Origin of the sequence: Actinopolymorpha singaporensis (genome assembly GCF_900104745.1) — a bacterium.
In the GTDB taxonomy this organism is placed as follows: Bacteria; Actinomycetota; Actinomycetes; order Propionibacteriales; family Actinopolymorphaceae; genus Actinopolymorpha; species Actinopolymorpha singaporensis.
The window spans coordinates 5,937,168-5,955,838 of sequence record NZ_LT629732.1 but is presented as its reverse complement, the minus strand read 5'-3'; the positions used below and the strand labels follow the sequence as shown (position 1 = coordinate 5,955,838).

At 70.8% G+C, this 18,671-nt stretch carries 21 protein-coding genes and 1 tRNA gene; 12 read left to right on the top strand and 10 right to left on the bottom strand.

Annotation, left to right across the window (positions count from 1 at the left end; genetic code table 11):
• Window positions 1–10: 10 nt before the first annotated feature.
• The 4 genes from nadD to BLU27_RS26680 all read left to right on the top strand — a co-directional run bounded on the left by nadD (window position 11) and on the right by BLU27_RS26680 (window position 1,988).
• On the top strand, window positions 11–613 hold the full coding sequence (gene nadD / locus BLU27_RS26695) for a nicotinate-nucleotide adenylyltransferase (protein ID WP_241828063.1): 603 nt from the start codon (window positions 11–13) through the stop codon (window positions 611–613).
• 77 nt (window positions 614–690) lie between these two features.
• A complete protein-coding gene (rsfS, locus tag BLU27_RS26690) occupies window positions 691–1,155 on the top strand; it encodes a ribosome silencing factor (RefSeq protein ID WP_092656327.1) in 465 nt (154 codons plus the stop codon).
• The gene (locus BLU27_RS26685) at window positions 1,152–1,790 is read left to right on the top strand and encodes a histidine phosphatase family protein (protein ID WP_092656326.1); all 639 of its coding nucleotides are present in this window, start codon (window positions 1,152–1,154) and stop codon (window positions 1,788–1,790) included. Before rsfS ends, BLU27_RS26685 begins: the two co-directional genes overlap by 4 nt.
• A 125-nt stretch (window positions 1,791–1,915) precedes the next feature.
• Window positions 1,916–1,988 (top strand) — tRNA-Ala (locus tag BLU27_RS26680).
• 1,346 nt (window positions 1,989–3,334) lie between these two features.
• Here BLU27_RS26680 and BLU27_RS26665 read toward each other — a convergent pair.
• From BLU27_RS26665 to BLU27_RS26650, 4 genes are all read right to left on the bottom strand, one after another.
• Window positions 3,335–4,051 carry a GAF and ANTAR domain-containing protein gene (locus BLU27_RS26665; protein ID WP_157728821.1) on the bottom strand — a complete coding sequence of 239 codons (717 nt, stop codon included), beginning with the start codon at window positions 4,049–4,051 and terminating at the stop codon, window positions 3,335–3,337.
• A gap of 506 nt (window positions 4,052–4,557) precedes the next feature.
• On the bottom strand, window positions 4,558–4,779 hold the full coding sequence (locus BLU27_RS26660; protein ID WP_172805043.1) for an SDR family NAD(P)-dependent oxidoreductase: 222 nt from the start codon (window positions 4,777–4,779) through the stop codon (window positions 4,558–4,560).
• Between the two features lie 98 nt (window positions 4,780–4,877).
• Window positions 4,878–5,231, bottom strand: a complete 354-nt coding sequence (locus BLU27_RS26655; protein ID WP_241827659.1) for an MmcQ/YjbR family DNA-binding protein — start codon at window positions 5,229–5,231, stop codon at window positions 4,878–4,880.
• On the bottom strand, window positions 5,228–5,680 hold the full coding sequence (locus BLU27_RS26650; protein WP_092656324.1) for a TIGR03618 family F420-dependent PPOX class oxidoreductase: 453 nt from the start codon (window positions 5,678–5,680) through the stop codon (window positions 5,228–5,230). The genes BLU27_RS26655 and BLU27_RS26650 overlap by 4 nt, the downstream gene beginning before the upstream one ends.
• 91 nt (window positions 5,681–5,771) lie before the next feature.
• Between BLU27_RS26650 and BLU27_RS26645 the strand changes: the two genes are divergently transcribed.
• Complete coding sequence (locus BLU27_RS26645; RefSeq protein WP_197681587.1) at window positions 5,772–6,122, top strand: DUF6191 domain-containing protein; 351 nt, start codon at window positions 5,772–5,774, stop codon at window positions 6,120–6,122.
• On the opposite strand, the gene BLU27_RS26640 is transcribed toward BLU27_RS26645, so the two are convergent.
• Window positions 6,100–7,224 carry an adenosine deaminase gene (locus BLU27_RS26640; protein ID WP_092656323.1) on the bottom strand — a complete coding sequence of 375 codons (1,125 nt, stop codon included), beginning with the start codon at window positions 7,222–7,224 and terminating at the stop codon, window positions 6,100–6,102. The genes BLU27_RS26645 and BLU27_RS26640 overlap by 23 nt on opposite strands.
• Before the next feature lie 149 nt (window positions 7,225–7,373).
• Between BLU27_RS26640 and add the strand changes: the two genes are divergently transcribed.
• From add to BLU27_RS26625, 3 genes are all read left to right on the top strand, one after another.
• Window positions 7,374–8,381, top strand: a complete 1,008-nt coding sequence (gene add / locus BLU27_RS26635; protein WP_092656322.1) for an adenosine deaminase — start codon at window positions 7,374–7,376, stop codon at window positions 8,379–8,381.
• On the top strand, window positions 8,378–9,121 hold the full coding sequence (locus BLU27_RS26630; protein ID WP_092656321.1) for an HAD family hydrolase: 744 nt from the start codon (window positions 8,378–8,380) through the stop codon (window positions 9,119–9,121). The genes add and BLU27_RS26630 overlap by 4 nt, the downstream gene beginning before the upstream one ends.
• 288 nt (window positions 9,122–9,409) lie before the next feature.
• A complete protein-coding gene (locus tag BLU27_RS26625) occupies window positions 9,410–11,110 on the top strand; it encodes a tetratricopeptide repeat protein (RefSeq protein WP_092656320.1) in 1,701 nt (566 codons plus the stop codon).
• Here BLU27_RS26625 and BLU27_RS26620 read toward each other — a convergent pair.
• From BLU27_RS26620 to tsaA, 3 genes are all read right to left on the bottom strand, one after another.
• Window positions 11,079–12,554: an alpha/beta fold hydrolase gene (locus BLU27_RS26620; protein ID WP_197681586.1), complete on the bottom strand. Its 1,476-nt coding sequence runs from the start codon at window positions 12,552–12,554 to the stop codon at window positions 11,079–11,081. The two genes, BLU27_RS26625 and BLU27_RS26620, sit on opposite strands and share 32 nt — an antisense overlap.
• Window positions 12,555–12,919: 365 nt before the next feature.
• Window positions 12,920–13,909 carry an SDR family oxidoreductase gene (locus BLU27_RS26615; protein WP_092656318.1) on the bottom strand — a complete coding sequence of 330 codons (990 nt, stop codon included), beginning with the start codon at window positions 13,907–13,909 and terminating at the stop codon, window positions 12,920–12,922.
• 145 nt (window positions 13,910–14,054) lie between these two features.
• Window positions 14,055–14,489, bottom strand: a complete 435-nt coding sequence (gene tsaA / locus BLU27_RS26610; protein ID WP_092656317.1) for a tRNA (N6-threonylcarbamoyladenosine(37)-N6)-methyltransferase TrmO — start codon at window positions 14,487–14,489, stop codon at window positions 14,055–14,057.
• Window positions 14,490–14,675: 186 nt separating this feature from the next.
• On the opposite strand from tsaA, the gene BLU27_RS26605 reads away from it, so the two are divergent.
• Both BLU27_RS26605 and BLU27_RS26600 read left to right on the top strand, forming a co-directional pair.
• The gene (locus BLU27_RS26605) at window positions 14,676–15,203 is read left to right on the top strand and encodes a bifunctional nuclease family protein (RefSeq protein WP_092656316.1); all 528 of its coding nucleotides are present in this window, start codon (window positions 14,676–14,678) and stop codon (window positions 15,201–15,203) included.
• A 129-nt stretch (window positions 15,204–15,332) separates the two neighbouring features.
• Window positions 15,333–15,683, top strand: coding sequence for a MarR family winged helix-turn-helix transcriptional regulator (locus tag BLU27_RS26600; RefSeq protein ID WP_241827658.1), 351 nt, complete (start codon window positions 15,333–15,335; stop codon window positions 15,681–15,683).
• A 36-nt stretch (window positions 15,684–15,719) separates the two neighbouring features.
• Here BLU27_RS26600 and BLU27_RS26595 read toward each other — a convergent pair whose 3' ends face one another.
• Window positions 15,720–16,607 carry a class I SAM-dependent methyltransferase gene (locus BLU27_RS26595; RefSeq protein ID WP_092656314.1) on the bottom strand — a complete coding sequence of 296 codons (888 nt, stop codon included), beginning with the start codon at window positions 16,605–16,607 and terminating at the stop codon, window positions 15,720–15,722.
• Between the two features lie 146 nt (window positions 16,608–16,753).
• Here BLU27_RS26595 and BLU27_RS26590 point away from each other — a divergent pair, with 146 nt between their 5' ends.
• Complete coding sequence (locus BLU27_RS26590) at window positions 16,754–17,287, top strand: GNAT family N-acetyltransferase (protein ID WP_157728819.1); 534 nt, start codon at window positions 16,754–16,756, stop codon at window positions 17,285–17,287.
• A gap of 7 nt (window positions 17,288–17,294) precedes the next feature.
• On the opposite strand, the gene BLU27_RS26585 is transcribed toward BLU27_RS26590, so the two are convergent.
• Entirely contained in the window at window positions 17,295–17,891 is a 597-nt protein-coding gene (locus tag BLU27_RS26585; RefSeq protein WP_092656312.1) for an ArsR/SmtB family transcription factor, read from the bottom strand.
• A gap of 70 nt (window positions 17,892–17,961) precedes the next feature.
• On the opposite strand from BLU27_RS26585, the gene BLU27_RS26580 reads away from it, so the two are divergent.
• Window positions 17,962–18,537, top strand: a complete 576-nt coding sequence (locus BLU27_RS26580; RefSeq protein ID WP_092656311.1) for a dienelactone hydrolase family protein — start codon at window positions 17,962–17,964, stop codon at window positions 18,535–18,537.
• The last annotated feature ends 134 nt before the right edge of the window (window positions 18,538–18,671 follow it).

Here is an 18,671-nt window from a genome sequence, read left to right as displayed (position 1 = left end):
TCCGGAGGGCCTGGTGAACGACCGACGTCCCCGCCTGGGCGTGATGGGCGGCACGTTCGACCCCATCCACAACGGCCACCTGGTGGCCGCGAGCGAGGTCCAGGCCGACTTCGACCTCGACGAGGTGATCTTCGTACCAACCGGCCAGCCCTGGCAGAAGGGTGCCCGGCAGGTCGCGGAGGCCGAGGACCGCTACCTCATGACGGTGATCGCCACCGCGTCCAACCCGAGGTTCTCGGTGAGCCGGGTCGACATCGACCGCCCGGGACTCACCTACACCGTCGACACGTTGCGTGACCTGCGGGCCGCGCGGGGGCCGGATGCGGAGTTCTTCTTCATCACCGGTGCGGACGCGCTGACCCAGATCCTGACCTGGCGCGACGTCGACGAGCTGTTCCGGATGGCGCACTTCGTCGGGTGCACCCGGCCGGGCCACACCTTCGAGATCGACCGGCTTCCCAAGGACGCCGTCACCCTCCTGGAGATCCCGGCGCTGGCCATTTCCTCCACGGAGTGTCGCGAGCGCGTCGCGGCGGGTCGCCCGATCTGGTACCTCGTCCCCGACGGCATCGTTCAGTACATCAACAAGAGGCGGATGTACCTCAAGCCGTGAGATCCTGGAGTGGACCTTACGTCGAACAGATACGCCGTTCCGAAAAGTTCGTCACGGAATCGGCGAGAAAGGACCTCGTGCCCGCAACGACCGAAGCCGTCGAGCTGGCACAGCTGGCCGCCCGGGCCGCTTCTGACAAGCTGGCCCGCGACATCGTCGCATTCGATGTCTCCGAGCGGCTCGCCATCGCCGACGCGTTCCTTCTGTGCTCCGCAACCAACGACCGTCAGGTCGGCGCCATCGTCCGGGAGATCCAGGACCGACTGGCCGCCGCCGGGTACAAGCCCTCCCGCCGCGAGGGCGACCGGGAGAACCGCTGGGTCCTAATGGACTACGGCGATCTCGTCGTCCACGTCCAGCACGTCGAGGAGCGCGCCTTCTACGCGCTCGAACGACTGTGGCGGGACTGCCCCGAGATCAAGCTCCCCGAGGCCGTCACCGTGGGCGGTGGCCCCCGCGACCTGGCCGGAGACATGCCGGGTGACATGCCCGGCCGTATCCCCGGTGCGGAGGGACCGCGTCCCACCGGAACCGACGCGTGACCGCGGGCAGGTTGGTGGTCTGGCGACACGGGCGGACCGGGTGGAACTTCGCGGACCGTTTCCAGGGTCAGACCGACATCCCGCTGGACGAGGTGGGGCTGCGGCAGGCCGAGGACGCCGCAGCCCGGCTCGCCGCCCTGCGCCCGGCCGCCATCGTGGCCAGCGACCTGCGCAGGGCCGCCCAGACCGCGGCGGCGCTGGCCCGCCTGACGGGGCTGGAAGTGACGTACGACCCCGATCTTCGGGAGATCCACGTCGGCTCCTGGGCGGGCTTGACGAAGGTCGAGTTCGCCGCCCGCCACCCCGACCTCCACGCCCGGATGGAGGCGGGGGAGGACGTCCGGCGCGGCGGCGACGGCGAGACGGTTGCCGAGGTTGCCGAACGCGCGGAGAAGGCGTTCCGCCGGGCCACCGAGCTCGTCGCCGACGGCGAGACCGTCGTGGTCGCCTCGCATGGCCTGGCCACCCGGGTCGGAGTCGCCCGACTTGTCGGTCTCGCGCCGGCGCACTGGGACGCCTTCGGCGGGCTGAGCAACTGCGCGTGGGTGGTCTGCGAGCCGGGCCGGCGAGGCTGGCGGATCGTGGAGTGGAACGCCGGCACCCTACCCGAGCCTGTGCTCAGCGACGACCGCTGAGGCGCCCGGCCGGGTAGCTTCGAAGTCGGTCGGGGCCGCCGCGGACGGTCGGGATCTCCAGGGGTGCCCTGGTTTCGCCTGTGCCGGGCGGACCAGATAGAGTAGGCCGCGCCCACCCGGGCAAAGGGGCTGTAGCGCAGTTGGTAGCGCACCTCCATGGCATGGAGGGGGTCAGGGGTTCGAATCCCCTCAGCTCCACCGCAGGTCAGAGGCCGGTTTCCCGCATCGGGGCCGGCCTCTTTTCTCCCCCGGTGCTATGCCTCAGAATCGGCATCGTCACTGGTGGATGCACGTCGAGAGCTGCCAACAGCGACCCACACGTGTGCCGAGTGTCATGCAGCCGGATCTCCCGCACGCCAGCCACCGCGCGGCGGTTGATGAAGCTGCGGTTGAGATTCCTGGGCTCGACTCGCTCGGTGCGCCCGGTCGGCTGGCGTCCATGGTCGTCCGGGTTTCCTGTCAGCAACGCCGTTGGCAAAAGAAGCCCAGGATTCTCGCCTGATTGATCGGCTATCGGTAGCCGAAGAGGGGACGGGTTGGTGCGGTCAGTACGGACACGAGGGCGCGGTCGCGGAGACCAAGTTCGCTTCGCCAGGAGGTGTCCTCGCGGACGGTTATGTGGTCAGAGCGCCACAACGCGGGATTGCCGCACACAGCGTGAGTCGGGGAGAGAGCGGCAGTACGGTTCGGTCCCAACGGCGCCTCGTCAGCAAGGCCGGCGAAGCCGGAAATCTCGGCGAGAGTCTCCCACGGCCGTGCCGCGAAGTCCTCGTACCGGATACGCAAGGTCGGCACCCCGCGGCGGGCAAGGAGTGTCAGAGCGGTATTCTCCGCGTTCCACTGCACGGCCGCGCGGCCGGGCGAGTACCGGGCCATCTCCCTTTCCTTGCTGACGCCGGTTGCCATTGGGCGGGCCCGCCGTTTCGCCCACGAGTAGGCGACTGCACGCGGATCCCGGACAACGTGCACTATCCGCAGGTCGTCGGCGCCGTAACGATGGCTAAGGCAAGCAGCCATTGACGCGTGTTTGCTGCCGTCCACGACCACCTGACTTCCATCCACCCGGGCCGTCGCGGCGTACAGCCGGTCGTACATCACTGTGTACCGATCCACCCGCGCTGCAAGATCCGCCGGAAGGCCGCGCCGAAGGAGACGCGGTAGGAAGCGCAGCCGGTCTACCGATCCCTTCAGTCGCAGAATGTCCGATGGCCGGACTCTGGACCACCCACCGAACGCCTCCTCGCCGACCTCCCGCCAAAACGCGCACCGCAAGAACGGCTCCCCGCACCCGCACGCTTCGCCATCGATCAACATCCGCTGCCACAGATGCGCCACTTCACCCACAGAGCAGACTTGGGGAAGTTCACCCAAGAGCCGTTCGATCACCGTTGAGCCGGAGCGGCCCAGCCCCCCGATGTAGACAAGCCGAAAGTCCGACACATCCCCACGGCTACCCCGGTTGTGGTAGTCCACTCGCACTACCTGCGCATTCTGCCTCACGCGAACGCTACTGCAGCCCGGGTTGACCACTCATCCACCGAACGTCAGATGTTCACGCCGAAGTCCGGCACCCGCCCGCTCTGCTGCACCCGAACAACCTGCCGGGCGACCTCGCGCAACTTGGTGTTGTGGTGCTGTGAACGCTTCCGCAGCAGGACGAATGCCTGGTCCTTGGTGAGGTGGTGGCGTTCCATCAGGATCCCGAGCGCCGCGCCGATCTCGGTCCGGCTGGCCAGCGCGTCCCGCAGCCGAGTCGACTGCCGGCTGAGGGCGTACGTCATGGCGAGCTGGGACGCGTACATGAGCCCGACGGCTTCCGCGCCTGTGGCGAAGGCGTCCGAGCGGTCGGCGTAGAAGTTCAGGGAGCCGGCCATGCCGTCCCAGGCGAACATGTGCGCCGACAGCATGCCGCCGACGCCCAGGGCCACCGCCGCGGGAGCGAACGTCGGCCAGCGCGGATCAGCGGCCATGTCGTTGACCAGGTGAACCGGCCCATGGCGCAGCGACGCGACGCAGGGGCCCTCGCCGGAGCGGTACTGCACCGCGTCCACTTCCATCACGAAGTCCGCGGTGACCGCGAAACTTTCCAGCGCGCCCTTCTGGTCGCGCAGCGTGATACCGGCTGCCACAGCGCCGGGCACTGCCGTCACGGCGGCCCTGGTCAGCCAGGCGAGGGACGCCTCGGGTGGCTCGTGGTTCCACAGGGCATGTGTCAACCCGTCGAGCGCTTCCGCGAGCCGTTGGCCGTCTGCCCCGTCCATCGAAAATCCCAACGCCGCTGCCGGATTCTCCTCACACCGTTGCCGCCACTGGGAGGGCAGTGGCCTCGGTCGAGGTTTCGGGAAGACTAGACCGGGTTCGTCGGACTCGCTGACGGCGATCGGGCGACGTCGGTGCATCTTCGAACGGACGACCAGCCACAGCAGATGCTCAGGTGAGCCGCGCAGTCGCAGCGCTGAGCCCGACCCGCTGGACCACACGGAGGTCACCACTCACCAGCGACGGGGGAACGCCGGGTGCAGTGATGTGGACCAGCGGGTCGGGTGCCCGAACGCTACTGCACCGTGGTCTAACCACGTACACCGGGATCGATCATGATGAGCGAAGTTGGCCCACAACGGCCATCGCGGCCTTACAGGCTCCGTTCTGGACAGTGACAACCACCAGTTGACATGACGCCACGCGGTCGCACGCGAGCTGACGGTCACTCGGCGCGGTGTTCAGACGGCGGCGACGTTCACCGACGTGTCGATGCGGCCGAAAAGGCTTACCGCCACGTCGGCGCCGTCACCGACGACAGGTCGGCGACGTCGGTGGGTACGCCGACGACCGACCCCGGGTGCTCCTCCACCAGCGAGTCGAGGCCCTCGCGGCCACGCGCGGCGGCCACCACACGTGCACCCGCGGAGGCGAACTCGGCGGCGGTGGCGCGGCCGATTCCGCTGGACGCGCCGGCGACCACGACGACCTGTTCGGACAGTGTGCGCATCGCCGGTCTCCCTCGGGCTCGGCGGCATCGCGAAGGCGTGGTCACAGCCGCCTGAGGATCACCCATGCACCCGGCGCCGAGAGGCGTTCTGGGAAAGGTCAGTACGTGGGGATCCGGGCGCGGACGGCCCGTGGGAGCTTGGCGAGGACCAGTTCGTACGAATGGTCGATCATCCAGCGCAGTTCGTCGTCGTCGACGGAGCCGTCGAGTTCGACGGTGTTCCAGTGCCGCTTGTTCTGGTGGTAGCCGGGGCGCACGGACGGGTGGCGTGCCCGCAGCTCCAGCGCCAGGTCCGGGTCGCACTTGAGATTCGTGGTCGGGTTGCCCTCGAGCGGCACGAGGGCGAACATCCTGCCGCCGACCTTGAACACCGCCACGCCCTCACCGAAGGGATAGTCCTCGACCGCGCCGGGCATCGCGGCGCAGGTGGCCAGCACGTCGTCTCGGTTCACGAGGTCTGCGCGTTCGTATAGACGCGGCGCGGGACGACGAGCACGGCAGCCCGCCGCTCCTGTGCCATCACCCGGTCGTAGGTGTCCCAGTCGTCGTGCGTACCACCCGCCGCCGAGAACACCTCGCGCAACAACAACCGCAGTGCCTCGGTGTCGACGTCGGGATGCGGGTCGTCGGGTCCGATGAGGTCGACGTCGCCCTCGACCGCCGCCCACTGCCAGCCGGCCCGGACGACGACCGTGGCGCGGGGGTCGGCGCGCAGGTTGCTCAGCTTGCGTGATCCGCCGATGGCGACCAACCCGACCACCTGCCCGCCGCGTAGCGGGTGCTCCAGGACGCCGGCGTTGACGACCGACGACTGGATGCCGCCGTCGCGCCGCAATGTGCTGAGCACGCACAGGCCGTGGTCGAGGGGAACCAGCTCCGCGAACGCGGTGAGATCGTTCATGTCTGGAGCCTACGAGCGGCCACCGGCACCTGTGCGGAGTTGCGTCGCGTTTCCGGACACCGATCGCCCGATCGCCGGTTACCGTGAACCTGTGGAGCTGGTCTTCGGCCTGACCATTCCGGCGGTGGTCGTCCTCCTCGTCGTCTTCTGGGCGTACGACAAGGTGCAGCAGCGCCGTGGCAGGCGGCAGGGCACGCCGCTGTCGTCGACGTACCTGAACGAGTTCACGGCGGTCTTCCACGCGACGAAGCGAACCGAGCTTGAACACCGGGAGTCGGTCTCGCTGATCCGCGAGGAGGACCCGCAGGGCGCTCCGCCGTTCGGCGTCGATCTGGATCGCGGAGTGGTCGTCTTACGACCGGACGGCGCAGCCTCCCGCCCTCCTCACGCTCCTGATGCCGCGCAGAGGCGTGCGCTGACTACGAGGAGGTCCAGCTCGTGACGTAGCCGTCGATCTCCGCTGTCAAGCGCGCCTTGACATCCTCGGGTGCGAACGACGCGGTGACGGCGTTCTTGGCCAGGGCGGCGATTCCGTACTCGTCCAGGCCGAGCAGGTCGGCCGCCACGGCGTACTCACGGTTGAGGTCGGTGGCGAACATCGGCGGGTCGTCGGAGTTGACGGTGACCAGGCAGCCGGCTGCGACCATGTCCGCCAACGGGTGCTCGGCCAGCGTGGGCACCGCGCGGGTGGCGATGTTCGAGGTGGGGCACACCTCGAGCGGAATCCGCTGCTCGGCGAGGTGAGCGAGCAGGTCGGGATCGCGGGTCGCGGAGGTGCCGTGCCCGATGCGTTCGGCGCCGAGATAGTTGATTGCGTCCCAGATCGTTTCCGGCCCGGTCGTCTCACCGGCGTGCGGCACGCTGTGCAGGCCCGTCGCGCGTGCCGCGTCGAAGTGCGGCTTGAACTGCGGGCGCCCGACGCCGATCTCCGGGCCGCCGAGCCCGAAGCTGACCAGGCCTTCGGGTGCCAGCCGAGTGGCGGCGTCCAGGGTGACGTCGGCGGCCGGGATCCCGGACTCGCCGGAGATGTCGAAGCACCATCGCAGGACCAGGCCGAGGTCGCGTTCGGCGGTCAGCCGCGCGTCCTCGATCGCCTCCATGAACGCCTCGCCGGGGATGCCGCGGTGGATGTGGGAGTACGGCGTGACGGTGAGTTCGGCGTACCGGATGCCCTGAGCCCGCATGTTCTCGGCCACGCCGTACGTCAGGGTGCGGACGTCCTCGGCGTCGCGGACCAGGTCGACCACGCTGAGGTAGACGGTGATGAAGTGCGCGAAGTCGGTGAACGTGAAGTACTCCGCCAGCTTCGCCTCGTCGGCCGGCACGCCCGCTTTCGGGTGCCGCGCGGCGAGCTCGGCCACGACGCGCGGGGACGCCGAGCCGACGTGGTGCACGTGCAGTTCCGCCTTCGGCAGTCCCGCGAGGAAGGCCTCGTGCCGGTGCGGGACGGCAGCCGGAAGGCTCGTCGCGCCGGCGGTGTTCGCGGCGGCGCCGGGAACGTCCGTTGAGGAGACGGCGGACAGGTGCGGCTCGGGCGTGGGCATGGCCGGGAGTCTCGCACAGCCGGCTGGGCCCGGGCGGCGAACCTGCCATCGGATTGTCAGATACTGCGGTGAGTCCCGCTTGGAGAGCGTTTATCCCCTCGGAACGGCGAGCCACGCTGTGTAACGTGCCCGCCGGAGGAGGTGTCCACATGACCGACGAGCTGCGCGCCCTGCCCAAGATCGAGTTGCACAGCCACCTCGACTGCGGCCTGAGCTACGACGCCGTACGCCGGATCGATCCCCGTATCTCCCGTGAGCACTACGACCGGCACTTCGTCGCCCCGCCGGTCTGCGACTCCCTCGGCGACTACCTCACCTACACGTTCGACTACCGCGCCGTCCTGCAGTCCGAGCGAGCGCTGCGCATCGCGGTGGAAGACGCTTTCGCCCAGCTCGCCGCCGACGGCGTGGCGTACGCCGAACTCCGGTTCGCGCCGATGGTGCACGTGGAGGACGGCCTGTCCGCCGACGAGGTGGTCGCGGCCGTCAGCGACGAGACCGTACGCCAGACCGAGGCGACCGGCATCGACGCAGGCCTGATCCTGTGCACGTTGCGCGACTACGACACCGAGCGGAGCCTGCGTACGGCGCGGCTGGCGGTGCACCATGCCCGGATCGGCCCGGTGGTCGCGTTCGACATCGCCGGCGACGAGGCCCGCCACCCGCTCGACACCCACCTGCCGGCGTTCGACTTGGCCGCCGACGCGGGTCTCGGCGTGACCGTGCACGCGGGCGAGGGCGGCGGTCCGGACAGCGTGACGGAGGCACTGGACAAGACCACCACCCGGCGCATCGGTCACGGCGTCCGTTCGGTCGAGGACCCCGACCTGCTGGCCCGGCTGGCGGCCGAGGGGGTCCACCTGGAGGTGTGCCCGAGCTGCAACGTCCAGACCGGAGCGGTCGCGAGCTACGCCGCGCACCCGGTCGGCGCGCTGCGGGCCGCGGGCGTCCCGGTGAGTGTCAGCACCGACACCAGGGCGGTCACCGACATCGACCTGACCAGGGAGTATGCCCGGTTGACCGAGGCGTTCGGCTGGACCCTGGCCGACTTCGGCGAGGTCAACCGCGCGGCGCTGACCGCGAGCTTCGCCGCCCCCTCCGTAAGCCGGCGACTGGCCGGCATCCTCGACGACGCCTATCCGAAGGTTCCGGCATGACCACACCCACGACCCGCTCCACGAGCACCGGCCCCGCCCCGGCCACGCCGATACCACCCGGCCAGGTGCTGATCTTCGACGCCGACGACACGCTGTGGGAGATGAACCTGCTGTTCGAGCGGGTCATCGAGGACTACCTCGACTGGCTCGAACACCCCACCCTCGACCGGACCGAGATCCGGCGCATCCTCGACGACATCGAGGCCGCCAACGCCGTCACGCACGGGTACGGCAGCAAGGTGTTCCTGCGCAGCCTCGGCGAGTGCCTGGAGCACCTGCGCGCCCGGCCCGCGACCGCACGGGAGCGTGCCGAGATCGACGAGCTCGCGGTGGCACTGATCGAGCACCGGGTCGAGCTGCTGCCCGGCGTCGCGCAGACCCTGGACACCCTCGGCCGGCGCCACCAGCTGCGGTTGCTCACCAAGGGCGACATCGACGAGCAGCAACGCAAGATCGACGCGTCCAACCTCGCGCACCACTTCGCCGGCATCCACATCGTGGCGGAGAAGCGGGTGGACACCTACGTCGAGCTCGCCGCCACCCACGCTCTGGAGCCCGCCAGCACCTGGATGATCGGCAACTCGCCGAAGTCCGACATCAACCCGGCGCGCCGGGCGGGGATGAACGCGGTCTTCATCCCCAACGAGCACACCTGGGTCCTCGAACACGACGAGGTGGACCCCGCCGACGACGGCGTACTCCGGCTGGACGCGTTCACCGACCTGCTCACCCACTTCTGAGGCGTCGATCCACTGCGCACGCCGGGACGAGCCCTGCACCGGAGACCGTCTCGATCGGAGAGCCGCACAAGTTCGGCGCCCTGGGATGGTTCCCCTGGACGCGCTGCCCAGCCGCCGCCACTCTCAGCTGGACGACACCCTGAAGATGTTCGGCAGATCGCTGGCTGCGGAACCAATGGGGTGACCGAGAGCCCGAGCGGTGAGATGATCTCGGCAAACGCCCCAGCTCGACCGGCTCGGTGAGCTTGCCCTTGGGTGAGCCGCCCCCCACGACTGGTAGGGAGCCCCGTGATCGTTCTCCGCGCTCGCATCGCCTCCGCCCGGGTGGCGGCCAGGGTGGTGCCCGTGTGGGGTCCGGTGTGGCTCGCCGCCGTGTGGGTCCGGGCCGCCCAGCAGCTCGCGTTCCACTATCGGCGCGAGGAGGCGGCCTCGGCGGCGCGTTCGGGCGTGCACTGCTGGCGTGCCCTGGACGCCCGCCGGCCCGGCCGGCACGGCGCCCGGCTGGCCCGGGCCCTGGGAGCGCTCGCCGAGCGGCTGGCCGATCTCGGCAGGGTCGGCGAGGCGCTCGAGGTGGCGAAGGAGGCGGTCGCGCTCGCGGAACGACAGGAGACCGCGGACGTCGTGACGCTCGCCGCCACCCGGTCTGCCCTGTCCTTCGTCTCCGCGCACGCCGAACGGCCCGGGGAGGCCCTGGCCGCCGCCGAACGCGCCGTCAGCCTGCTGCGGCCGCTGGACGTCGCCCCGAGCCGGACCGCGGTTGCCGTTCTGGCCACCGGGCTGAGCCGGCTGGGCGGCCTGCTCGCCGCCGCCGGGCGCCACGAGGAGGCGCTCGCGGCCTACGGCGAGGCGGTCGTTTTGTACCAACGGCTGTTCCGGCGGGGATGCTGGCGTTACACCGTCCCGTACCTCTGCGCCCAGGGCGAGCTGGCCCGCCAGCTGGGCGCCCTCGGACGCTATGCCGAAGCACTCGAACAGGGCGTCCGGCCACTGGCGTACTTCCAGCTGATGGCCGGTGCCTATCCGGCGGAGTACCGCTGCGTCCAGGCGGCGCTGCTCACCGAGGTGGCGCAGTGGCGCGGAGCCCTCGGCCAGCACGCGGAGGCGCTTGACGGCGCCGACCTCGCGGTGTCGTTGTTCCGGCACGAGCTGGACGTCCAACCCGAGCGCGCGGGCGCCGGCCTGGCGTACGCCCTGCGCTGCCTTGCCGTCCAGCTGCGCGCCCAGAGCAGGCCCGACGCCGCCATCGTCGCGCTGGAGGAGGCGGTCGCCCTCCGCCGGCGACTGGCGACGGGCTCGCCTGCCCAACTGTGGCCGCTGGCGGAGCTACTGGTGGAGTTCGCCGAACTCATGTGGGGGATGGGCCGGCGGGTGCCCGCGATCCGGCTCACTGCCGAACGCGTGGCGGTCGACCGGCGACTGCTCGCCGCGAACGTCCCCGGTGTCGACTCCTCCGGCGCCGACGCCGAACACGTCCTGGCCCGCGACCTCTACCTGCTCGGCGTCCGCTGCCGGGCGACCGGACAGTCGGAGGAGGCGGCCCAGGCGATCGAGGAGGCGATCGCGTTGCTGCGGTCCCGGGCGGCGAGGTTCGCAGACGAGCAGGCGGTGCCGGCGGACGCCGTACTGCCCGACGAATCCCGGCACACCGACGAGGCCGGCGCCCTTCCCGACGACCCCCTACGCGACGACGCGCTGGCCGATGGTGTCCTGACCGACGCTGTCCGGGCTGACGACGCGCTCGCTGAGGACGCACTGACGACCGCGCTGCCCGAGGACGAGCTGGGTGGTGCCCGGCCGGTCCGGCTGAGCGAGCGGGCGTGGCAGGACGACCAGGCGCTGCTGGCCGACGCCCTGGAGGAGATGGCCCACCTCCACGACGCGCGCGGCTACCTCGTCGAGGCGTTCGTGGCGATCGACGAGTCGGTGGCGATCCGCGAACACCTGGCGTTCCCGCCGGTCAGGAACTCATCGGCACCTGGCGAGGCCTGAGGTTCTTCTGCAGGAAACCGATCACCTGGTCCTCCCAGGCAGCGATCCGGGTCGCGTACGCCTGCAGGCTCGGGATGTCGGGCAGCTTCCACAAGGTGACCGTGCCCGGGGCGGTACGCCGGTAGAGCTGGCCCGCCCGGATCTGCCCGCGCTCGGCCACCAGCAGCAGCTTGTGCGGCCGCATCGCCCTGATGTCGTGGCGCAGGCTCCGCGGCGGAAGCGAGCCTCGCAGCACCGCGGCCGTGGCGTATTCGACGTTCTCGGTGACCCGCTGCAGCCAACCGGTCGGGGTGCCCGGGATCCGCAGGGTGTCGCCTGGGGAGCGCCGTCCGACGCCTTCCGCGACGACGGCGCGGATCCGGCCGTCGTGCGCCGACGCGGCCATCGCCGCCTCGCCGCCCCGGCCCAGGCCGATCACCCCGATCTTGGAGCGCCGCACGCCGTAGTGGTGGGCCAGGAACTTCACCCCCGCGTAGATGTCGCGTTCGCCGGTCCAGCCGAGGTCCATGGCGTCGCCCTCGCTTCGCCCGGTGCCGCGCGGGTCGTACAGCAGGACGCCGTACCCGTGCTCGGCCAGCAGGGCCGCCTGCGGCAGGACGTTGGAGCGGGTCATGCCGGCGTCGGGCGCGAGGACGACCGCGGCGGAGTTGCGGGACGGGATGTACCACCCGCGCAGGAGCACGCCGTCCGACGTGTGCAGCTCCACGTCGTCGTACACGAACCCCTTGTCGCCCGGGTCGAGCTTGTCCAGCAGTACCGGCGGCGGGTTCACCGCGGCCACCCCGGACACGATGGGCGGCAGCAGCACCGCCCCCGCGACCGCCGAGGCGACCAGGACGGGCAGCCGCAGCCACCGGCGCACCGTTCGGGCGTACGCCAGGATGCCCGCCAGCAGCAGCGGCAGTCCCACAACGGCCAGGATCACCCCGGCCATGGAACGCAGCGACAGGCCGTCGGCGCCGGCGTGCGGCAACCCGATCCCGAAGCCGGCGGCCACGTCCACCAGCCCGACCGCGGTGGCCAGCCTGGCCCGCCGACGCGGCGCGCCACCACGCTGGGCGCGCAGGACGAGCAGGGCTGCGGCCACGACCACCAGCAGCCGCACCACCCGGCCGAGGACCGTGCCGCCCGGCGCGAGAACGACCACCAAGCCGACCGCGGACACCTTCGTCGCCTGCGGGAGTAACCGCAGCGGGGGTTTCGGTTTCCGCCAGACCGGGCGGTGGCCGACCAGGCGGCCCAGCCGTCGCAGCACTCGCCGCCGGATGGGTGTGCGTTTCGGACGCCCGGGCCTGCCGGTTCCCGGCCTGCCGCGCCTGCGGGGCCTGCGGGCCTTGCCGGCTTTGCCGGGCTGGTCGGCCTTGCCGCGTCTGCGACGTTTCCAGCGCTCGCGGCGCGACGGGCGTTCGGGGAGTTCGGGGCGCTCTGGTGCGATGACCGCCACGTCCGGCCTCCTTGCGGCGCGATGCCGGGTAGGAGGCACCCACCGACGGGGCGTCGCACGGACCGTGTGGGGCTTGGTTCGAGCCCGAGCCCGCCTCGGTCGGTCGTGACCGGACCGTCCCCCTCGCGGTGGTCGCGTACCTGAGTCGCCGGTGGGTGCCAAACCCACGATGCGGGTCGGGCCGCGGGCAGACCCAGGGGACAAAGGACGGCCGGAGGGCCGGTCCGTCCCGACCACGCCGGGACGAGGGTCACGCACACCGGCCTCACCCGGGTCGGGTGTGGTGCCGACCCGGGTGAGCGTGCTGTTTCCTGCCGGTACGAGCGGCCGACCCGCGGGCCCGCTGGCCGTCAGGTCCAGGCCGGCTACTGGCCGGCGGCGGCGATCAGCTTGTCGAACGTCGCGTTGAGGTCGTCGTTCACGGTCTGGCGTTCGGGGTGGGCGTCGTGCCACTCGACGATCTCGCGGGCACCCGCCGAGAACGGGATGGTCGCCACGTAGTCCGGCACCAGCGCCTTGACCTTGCTGTTGTCGAAGATCACCGAGTGCGCCTTGTCGCCGAGCAGCGCGCCCTCCAGCGAGGGTTCGGCGGCGACGATCGTGTCCGAGGCGACGTGGACCAGCTTCGCCTCGACGCCCAGGGCCGTGGCCATCGCGGTGTAGATCTGGTTCCAGGTCAGCGACTCGTCGGAGGTGATGTGGAAGCTGTCCCCGACGGCGGCCGGCTGTCCCAGCAGTCCGACGAACGCCTTGGCGAAGTCGACGTGGTGCGTCAGCGCCCACAGCGAGGTGCCGTCGCCGTGCACCACGACGGGCGCGCCGCGGCGCATCCGGTCCAGGTCGGTCCAGCCGCCGGTGAGGGGGATGGCGGTCCGGTCGTAGGTGTGGGACGGGCGCACGATCGTGGCCGGAAACCCGTTCGTGCGGTACGCCTCGACCAGGAGGTTCTCGCAGGCGATCTTGTTGCGGGAGTACTCCCAGCGCGGGTTGCGCAGCGGCGTGGACTCCACGATCGGCAACCGGGCCGGGGGAGTCTGGTACGCGGAGGCGGAACTGATGAAGACGTACTGCCCGGTGCGGCCGGTGAACAGGTCGACGTCGGTCTGCACGTGGTCCGGCGTGAACGCGACGAAGTCGACCACCACGTCGAACTCTCGGTCGCCCAGCGCCGCCCTGGCTGACTCGGGGTCGCGGATGTCGCCCTGGATCACCTCGGCACCGTCGGGCACGGGGCGTATCGAGGTCGAACCGCGGTTGAGGATGGTGAGGTCGACGCCGGACTCGACGGCGCGGGCGCCGCACGCCGAACTGATGATGCCGGTGCCGCCGATGAACAAGACCTTGAGCGACGTCATACGGTCGGAGACTCCTCTGCTCGCTCTGCTCGCGGGACCCGGGGCGCCGGGACGGCGCACGGGTCTGGCCCCGCCATCCTTCCACCGCCCGGCCGGAGTCGCTCCGACCACTTCCGGTGCTGGTCGCGGCGCCTGCGCTCGGCGGTCAGCGCTCGGTGCCGGGGTCCAGCACCGGCTTCACGTCCAGGACAGGAGTGCCGTCCAGCGCCTCCAGGTCTGCCACCCGGATCCGGGTGCCGTCCACGGAGAGGATGCGCACCCGGTGCAGGCCGATCGGGTTCGGGCGGTCCGGCGATCGGGTGCTGAAGACGCCGGTGAGCGGCCTGGTCCGGTCGCCGCGCGGATGGACGGCGAGGACGTCCCGGTCGCCGCGGTGCAGCCAGGTCAGTACGAGGACGTCTGCGCCGGGCCGCAGGTCGCGCAGGCCGTCCTCGACCTCGGGTACGAAGACGAGGGTCGACTCGGGTGCTCCCTCGTCGCCCTGCTTGGGTGCGGCTGCCGGATCATGCAGTGCGGACTCGACCCGGCCGATCGGCCGCAGGGCGTACTGGGGGTACTGCTCGCTCGTCTCCCGGCTCATCGGGTTGCCTTCCTGTGCTCGGCGCTCGAACCACCTGGGTTCTGCCTGCCGTATCGTGCCCGATTTCGGTCACGGGTCGCGCACGGAGCCAACCTCCCGGACCGCCGACCGCACACTTGACGGGGTGAGCCTCACGACCGCGGTGCGTGCGCGCGGCGGCTGATTCCCTTTGCCTGGGAGGATTTCATGTCACACACTCCGGTGGCCGCGACGTCGACGCAGCCGTGTTGGGTGGACGTCTGCGTGGCGGGGATCCGGCGGCCCGGCGGCGAGGACGCCGGCACCAGGATCCATCTCGTGATTCTTCGGGAGAACGACGGCTCCCGGGAGCTTCCGATCGGCGTACTCGCCGACGCCGCGGTCGCCTTGACGACAATCGTGGAGAACGTGGAGATGCCGCGCCCGACGACGCACCGGTTCACCGCGAACCTGCTCGGTGCGACCGGCGCGCGGGTCACCGAGGTGCGGGTGACCGAACTCGCCGGCGGCAGCTTCTACGCCTCGGTCCTGCTGGACGGCCCGGCTGGGCAAGGTGAGGTTGACGCCAGGCCGAGCGACGCGCTGTGCCTGGCCTGCATCACGGGCGCGCCCATCCGCGTGGACGAGCGCATCCTCGCCGACCCGGCCGCGACCGGCGCAGGGAAGTGGCGCGACTATCCGACCACCGGGTCCGACCTGGCCGAGGAGATCCGCCGAGCCTCCGGAGCCAGGTGACCGACGCGATCCCGATCAGGTCGGGTGCGATGAGACGGGTGGCGAGACCGACCGCGGGCGCGACGTTGCGCCACAGTTTCGCTGGCTGCGATCCATTCCGACCGGCGTGTCAACGAGGAGTTGGCATGCGTGGATGCCCGCAAGTGGCAATACGCGGTTCTCGCGACCTTGGAGGAGTTCGGGCCCGCGAGCCAGGCCGAACTCAGCGCGCGGACCGGCATCTGTCGCAGTGACATGGTCTCGGTCGTCAGCGAACTGGCCGACCAGGGCCTGGTCGAACGCGCACCCGACCCTGCCGACCGCAGGCGGAACGTCGTCACGCCGACCAGGTCGGGGCGGCGGCAGTTGCTGAAACTGGACAAGCTGCTCGCCCGGGTGGAGGACGAGGTGCTGGCCCAGTTGACCCCGACGCAACGCGAACAGCTGACCCGCCTGCTCGTGACACTCGTGGACCACCACGGCCGGCAGGGGGAGGTGTAGTCCCCGGGGGAACCCTCCCGGTCCTCCCGGCCGAGATCAGGCGTAGAGCTGCCCCCAGGTGACCCGCCCCTCGACGCGCAGGTCGAGCCGGTCGCCGACCCGGCGGACGTCACCCGCCGCCACGAGGTCGTCGAGCAGGGCGCGGATCGCCCGGTCGAACTCCGTCACCGTCGCCTCTCCCATGTGCGTACGGGAGCCGCCCACCTGTGAGTGCCGTGCCTCGACGAACTCCTCCACCGTCGGCCGCCAGACCTCGGGGCCGCACGATCGCTCACCCAGCCTGGTGAAATGGCCGTGGCGTTCCAGCTCACCGGGCACGTCCCGGCGCCGATAGCCGCGTACGGGGGAGTGTCGGGCGAAGATCTCACCCAGCCGGGAGCTCATCGCGGGCGGCCCGTCCCAGGACCGCTCGACCACGGCGAGCACGGCGTTCGGCGCCGACGCCCGGGCGAACCTCGGCAGCGCGACGTCCCAGTCCATCCAGTGCAGGCTCTCGCCGGCGGTGATCAGGGCGTACGGCGGATCGAGTTCGGCGTCCTCCGCCGTGCCCAGACACCAACGCAGCTTGGAGTTGTCGCCTCCGGGAAGCTCCCGGCCGCGCGCCAGCATCGCCGCCGACCTGTCCACGGCGTCGACCCGGTCGACCAGGGGTGCGAGCCGCCGCGCCAGTTCGCCGGTCCCGCAGCCGATGTCGAGCACCGCCCGTGGAGTGTCGCCGGCGGCGAGATCGGCCTGCCCGGCCAGTTCGGCCAGCAGCCGGACGAGCTCGTGGGGATAGGGCGGCCGACGGTCGTAGACCTCGACGATCAGCGGGTCCTGGAACCACCCGCCGTAGTCCGTCCGATCGGTACCGCCGGTCGTGCCGGTGCCGCTGGGTGAGTCGCTGTCGCTGGGTGCATCGCTGCCGGCCGACGTCGTGGACATGACCTTTTCTAGCAGGCGTCACCCGGGAAAGCCCGTCGCTCGGTGTCGGTGCGCCGTCGTACGGTGACCGGCATGCCCACATGAACGATCAGCCCGGAGCCGTGGACGGACCCCGGCTGTCCGGATTCCGGCCTACGCTCTCCCGCATGACGTTGCACGACGTCGGGGGCGTCGTCTTCCGGGTGGCCGACAGTCGAGTGGCGGCGGCTGTGACCCTTCTGTACGAGCGAGCGACGGCACGTCGGCTCGGCGCCACCGAGCCCGTCGTGGCCGACCGGCGGCTGGTGGAGGTCGTCCGCGCCCGCCTGGACGCGCCGCGCACCGTGGTGGTCGTCGGGGAACGCGCCGCGGAGACCGTGGCCTGCTGTTTCGGGAGCCCGCTGCGATCGGCTGACGGTGTTCGCGGGGTTCCGTCCGAGGTCGAGGCGCACCTCAGCCTGGTCGCTGTGGCGCCGCCGTACTGGGGTCTGGGGTACGGCCGGGCCGTGCTGGCCTTCGCCGAGCGTGCCCTGGTGGCCGCCGGGTACCAGGGCGCGCAGTTGCACGTGCAGGCCGCCAACGTCAGGGCGCGGAAGCTGTACGAACGCTGTGGTTGGACGCTGCTCGGCCCGGGGGAACCGCACAAGGACGGCCCGCAGGTCGTGTACGGCAAACGACTTCGCGACGGCGGCGTTCCATGAACGTCCCTCAGCCCGAGTCGTCCTCCGACGCCGACGCCGGCGGCAGGATCGGGTAGTCGGGCATCGGGTAGAGCCCGACCGCGAAGCCGTAGACCGTGTCCCCGGAGCGAGGCAGCTGGTCGAACTCGTGAATCACCTGGTCGACGCGGCGCCAGAACTCCGCTGCACGCTCCTCCGGTATCCGCGCGTGCCGGAGGAAGGCACGCATCCGGCCGTCCTCGTACGCCGCGGCCGACTCCTTCGCCGCGACGTCGAAGTCGTTGAAGTCGTGCGGGAGCTTGTCACCGTCGGGGGAGTGCCGGCCGAGCCCGATGTAGAACATCCGCGCGGTGCGGCCGTAGTACCGCTCCTCGATCGCCCTGACCCGCCGGGTGCGCACGACGCGCATCAGACCGGCTCGGGTGAGGAGGTTGACGTGGTGGGCCACCGTGCTCTTCGGCCGTTTCACCGCTGCCGCCAGCTCCGTCACGGTCGCTGCCCGCTCGTGCAGCAGGCCGAGGAGCGTCGTACGCAACGGGTCGCTGATCGCCCGCACCTGCTCGGCCGTGGTGAGCTCGAGCCGGTCGTCGAGGTCGTAGTCCGGGGCAGGGGTGTTGCTCGACATGGTTGGATCAGACTAGCATCGTCGATCGTTCGAGATATTTGGATCATTGGCACCTGAAAGTGAGCGAGCCATGGCAGAGGTCGTGCTGTTCCACCACGCGCAGGGACTGACCCAGGGGGTGGAAGGCTTCGCCGCCGAGCTGCGCCGGGCCGGTCACACGGTCCACGTCCCCGATCTCTACGAGGGGCACACGTTCGAGACGCTCGAGGACGGTCTGGCCTACGCGCGGCAGACCGGGTTCGGGACCGTCGGTGCGCGTGGAATCGCAGCAGCCGAGGAACTCGGTGACGCCCTCGTCTACGCGGGCTTCTCGCTGGGTGTGATGCCGGCGCAGCAACTGGCCCAGAACCGCGACGGGGCCAAGGGGGCGCTGTTCTTCCACTCGTGCCTGCCGGTGGAGGAGTTCGGCGTGTGGCCGGCGGGTGTTCCCGTCCAGGTGCACGGGATGGAGGGTGACCCGCTCTTCGCCGACGAGGGAGACCTCGACGCCGCGCGTGAGCTGGTCGGCTCGGTGGAGGACGCCGAGCTGTTCCTGTATCCGGGCAAGGAGCACCTGTTCGCCGACTCCTCGCTGCCGTCGTACGACCAGGCCGCCACCGAACTGCTCACGCGTCGGGTTCTCGACTTCCTCGCCCGGATCAACTGAGTCGGCCCCACGTGCGCGAGTGGGGATCGGTCTCGCCGAACGCCTGCCCGGCTCTACAGGTCGGTCGTCTACTCGTGGATGACCAGGGGCCCGGCCAGGAGCGCCTGCCAGGCCGACGGCGACGCGCTTGTCCG